Source organism: Microcystis sp. LE19-41.2A (assembly GCF_027530405.1).
Taxonomy (GTDB): Bacteria; Cyanobacteriota; Cyanobacteriia; order Cyanobacteriales; family Microcystaceae; genus Microcystis; species Microcystis aeruginosa.
Genome location: NZ_JAPZQJ010000506.1, coordinates 1 through 3,985, shown reverse-complemented (window position 1 = coordinate 3,985; position 3,985 = coordinate 1). Strand labels below are relative to the sequence as shown.

Genomic DNA, 3,985 nt, shown 5'->3' with positions numbered 1-3,985 from the left:
CTAGCTTCATATCTTGATTATACCTGATAACGTTCTTAAAATCTATCGGTGGCCAAAGTTACTTATTTTAGCTATCTAGCTACAGAAATGAGTAGCTTTAAAAAGCTTTAGGTAGGTTTTTGGTTTCTGTGGTTAACCCCAGTCCCTAGAATGGTTTTGTCCGGCTTAAATTTCCGTTCAGGGGTCTTCGGTTTGAAAGTGGGAAGTGGGAAGTGGGAAGTAGGTTTTTTAAAGTTCGATTGGGAGTGAGAGATTGAAGCTGGTGATGGGATTTGAACCCGCGACCGGCTGATTACAAATCAGCTGCTCTACCACTGAGCTACACCAGCATTTTTGACCAACCCATCATAACACAAATAGGGCTTGCTGAAAAAGTTTTTCCCGCGGGCAGGGTGTGGGGTTTTAAGCTAAGACCGATTTTAACCGTCTGTCCTTGTTGATCATGTTCATCCCGCTGCTTTCACTCCCTAGTCCGCGACCGGAAGACTAGGGAGCGATACATAGAGGTTCAATGAGTCAACAGGGATGACCAATAATTAGTTATCAGTGACCATTGACCGTTTAATAAGAGCCAGATTAATCCCCCTATTCCCAAAAGAATAGTCAAGACATAAAACTGTGATTGACCAGAAACATTATACTTTAAGGCACTGCCGCTAAAAATCGTCGCTAAACTGACCAAATTAACCAGACCATCAATAATATAACGATCGAGCCAAGCGGTAATTTTGGACAAGCTGCCCACCGCTAAAACCACGGTAAACTGATAGATGCGATCAAGATAGAAGTCATAAGCGAACAAATCTTGCAGGAATCGCAGGATTAACCCAGTCGGTCTGGCCCAAGCTCGTCTTAACTCTACCGTTAACCCGATAACTAGGCCAATTACTCCAGAGGCCATCAGTAAGGGAAAACCCCAGACAATAGTAAAACTCTGGTTATTAAGGAGAGGATTGGTGAAAGATAGCCAAAAATCCCAACGTAGGGGAATAATCGGGGCCAATAAAGCGATTAAAATCAATGATACCATGGGCAAAGCCATCGGCCAAGCCACTTCCGGGGTGCGATGGGTTTTACTTTGGGTTTGTCCCAAAAAGACTAAACGAAATACCCTGGTGAGATTGACGATGCTAAGACAATTAACAAAGATTAAAACCGCTAATAACCACCAAGGAATCGCCCATTCACCACTTAACCACCGTTTTAACGTCCAAAACATCCCCAGGGGCATTAAAACCGTCATCCCCGCGGAACCCCCTAAAAAAGCCATGGTTGTAGCGGGCATTCTTGCCCAAATTCCCCCCATTTCCGTGATATTTTGGTTACTGGTAGTGAGAATTAATGCTCCTGCGCTCATAAACAATAAAGCTTTTGCGACCGCATGGGAGAATAAAATTAGCAAAGCGATATCCACATGACCTAATCCCACCGCAATAAAGACCAAACCGAGATAGGCACTGGTGGAGTGGCATAAAACCCGTTTAATATCAATTTGGGATAGGGCCATCAGAGAAGTACCGATTGCCGTCATTGTCCCCAACACTATTAAAACATTGGCTGCGATCGGAGATAGGGTAAACACTGGCTGCAGCTTAATTAAAACATAGGCCCCCGCCGAAACCACGATCGAATTCCGCATGATTCCGGCTGGATTTGGTCCCTCCATCGCCTCATCTAGCCACAAATTCAGGGGAAATTGGGCGCATTTACCCGTTGGACCAGCAATAAGGGCTAATCCTAACAAAGTCGCCGTCAGAGGTGGCACAGGGTTATTTACTGCCCAATTTTCTAACTGAGAAAAACTCAATCCTTCTCCGTAACTGGACAGAGCCACCAAACCCATCAATAAAATAATATCGCCGACGCGCTTGGTTAAAAAGGCATCTCGCGCCGCGGTTACTACCAAAGGTTGAGCATACCAAAAACCGACGAGGAGATAGGTAGAGACCGTTAACATCTCTAGGAAAGCGTAACTGAATAGTAGGGAGTCACTGAGGGCAATTCCCCCCAAAGCTGCCTCAAAAAAGCCCATTAAGCCATAAAATCTTGCCAAAGACCAGTCCTTTTCCATGTAGCCAAGGGCATAGATTTGGGCCAGGAGACTGATGAGGGTAATCAGTTCCAGCGTCCCCAAACTGACGGGAGAAAGTTCGATCGAAAGGGATAAACTAAGATCGGCCACTCTTACCCATTCAAAAGCCAGTTTAATCGTCTCTCGATGCCAAATTTGATTAAAAGCGATCGATCCATGTATTAATCCTAAGACGGTCATCAATAGGTTAATATAAGCGGCCGGCCGCGGACCGGTGCGACTAATAATGCCTAAAGACCAAGGCAAGGTTAAAATCGAACCAATTAAGCCATAAATGGGAATTAACCAGCAAGTGTCAAGGAATAAATCTTTCATTCAGGGGGTTATCAGTTATCAGTTATCAGTTATCAGTTATCAGTGATCAGGTTTAAGTTTTAAGTTATCAGGTTTAAGTTTTCAATTTTCAACAAATTTAGGCTCTTTCACTGGTTACTGATTACTGATCACTGATCAACGGCCATAAAAAACTAACACTCGATCGAGAAAGGATCGAGTTTAGTCAATTTAGGTATTTTACCGTTAATCCCGGGATCAGGCTAAATGCGCTGTAATAAAGATTTACCGTGGGAATCGGTGCTACAGGTGGCGAATAATTGGTACTGACGGCTAAGAGCGAGTGCTTGTTCGGTTTCCGGTTGACTCGGTAGCCAGGGTTTGGGATTGCCGTAGGCATAAAAAGCTTCAATACCATCAATACCCAATTCTACCGCCGCCGCCACTAAATCGGCAGCGGGGCGATGGTAACGAAAGGGATGAGCCAGAACCACTAAAGCCCCCGCTTGCTGTAAACTGTTAATGACTCTAGAGGCTAAAGCCAGATCTCCTTCTGGTTTGGTTCTTTGCAGATAGGGAGTCAAGACGACGTGAGCGGGATCGAAACCATAGCCAAGAATATGCACTTCTGTGTCTAAGAGATTCGCCGTAATTTCTACCCCTGTCCAGAGATGGGGTAGAGAACCCCTTAAATGCTGATTTTCTAGCCAAATTTGGGCTTGTCGATAACCTTCGATCGAGTGATGATCGGTAATTGCTAATCCTTTTAGTCCGATGTCTAACGCTTGTCTCATCAAGTCTTGGGGACTCATTTGACCATCGGAGCAATGGGTATGAAGATGGAAATTGTAATGGTAGGGACAACTATCATAGCCGACATTTGCCCACACCGCTTTCAGGGCGAGGGTATCTTGAGCTAGGGGTGGAATTGTAGCAGAAACGACCATGCAGTATTGAGGAACTTTCCCAAAGATTACAAATTGTTAACAATCAGCATAACAAATACCAAAAAAAATTGGGTAGCTGCTGTTACCGGTAATACTAAATCCTCTCTCAAAGGTATGGGAAAGTGGGGAACTAAGGAAAAGGGGGTAGTGATTCGGTAGTAGTGGTAAGCCATCTTGCTTATCTGGACTGAGTCGTGTAGAACATTTACTAATAAAAATAATTGCTTGATAAATGTTGGGGATTTGCTTTTTATGATTGCTATTTTTATCAATATCTTCTCTTGGATAATTAAACTTTGGTTAAATTACGATGAAGATTTAGAACATTGTCTTCTGACAAAAGATTCACAAACTTCAACATCTTGTTGTCCTAAATGTGGTTCTTATCATACCATCAAAAATGGTTCTACACATAATGGCAAGCCGAAACGTCAGTGTAAAGATTGCGGTCAACCGTTTGTGATCAATCCCACTAATAAAACCGTCTCTGACGAAACCAAACAATTAATTGATAAACTCCTGCTCGAACGAGTTTCCTGACGAGGAATTGCTAGAGTAACAGGGGTAAGTTGGTCATGGTAACAAAACTATGTCAACAATAAACTGGCGGCTGTCCCCCGTCAAATAAAGGTTTCGGACAAACCAAAAGGTAAATTGGTTAGAGAATGTGATG

2 protein-coding genes, 1 tRNA gene and 1 pseudogene are annotated in these 3,985 nt (G+C 43.5%); 1 reads left to right on the top strand and 3 read right to left on the bottom strand.

Going from position 1 to position 3,985, the window contains the following annotated elements; all coding sequences use genetic code 11:
- Positions 1-257: 257 nt before the first annotated feature.
- From O9290_RS21165 to O9290_RS21155, 3 genes are all read right to left on the bottom strand, one after another.
- Positions 258-329, bottom strand: a tRNA-Thr gene (locus O9290_RS21165).
- Positions 330-508: 179 nt separating this feature from the next.
- Entirely contained in the window at positions 509-2,407 is a 1,899-nt protein-coding gene (locus O9290_RS21160; protein ID WP_002790087.1) for an NAD(P)H-quinone oxidoreductase subunit F, read from the bottom strand.
- Between the two features lie 221 nt (positions 2,408-2,628).
- Entirely contained in the window at positions 2,629-3,312 is a 684-nt protein-coding gene (locus tag O9290_RS21155) for a PHP domain-containing protein (protein ID WP_287107517.1), read from the bottom strand.
- 366 nt (positions 3,313-3,678) lie between these two features.
- On the opposite strand from O9290_RS21155, the pseudogene O9290_RS21150 reads away from it, so the two are divergent.
- A pseudogene (locus tag O9290_RS21150) lies at positions 3,679-3,985 on the top strand (IS1/IS1595 family N-terminal zinc-binding domain-containing protein); the annotation flags it as partial.

What these genes read in the sequence shown, in the direction of transcription:
- O9290_RS21155 (WP_287107517.1), bottom strand. Translation starts at nt 3,312, where the DNA reads ATGGTCGTTTCTGCTACAATTCCACCCCTAGCTCAAGATACCCTCGCC.
- O9290_RS21160 (WP_002790087.1), bottom strand. Translation starts at nt 2,407, where the DNA reads ATGAAAGATTTATTCCTTGACACTTGCTGGTTAATTCCCATTTATGGC.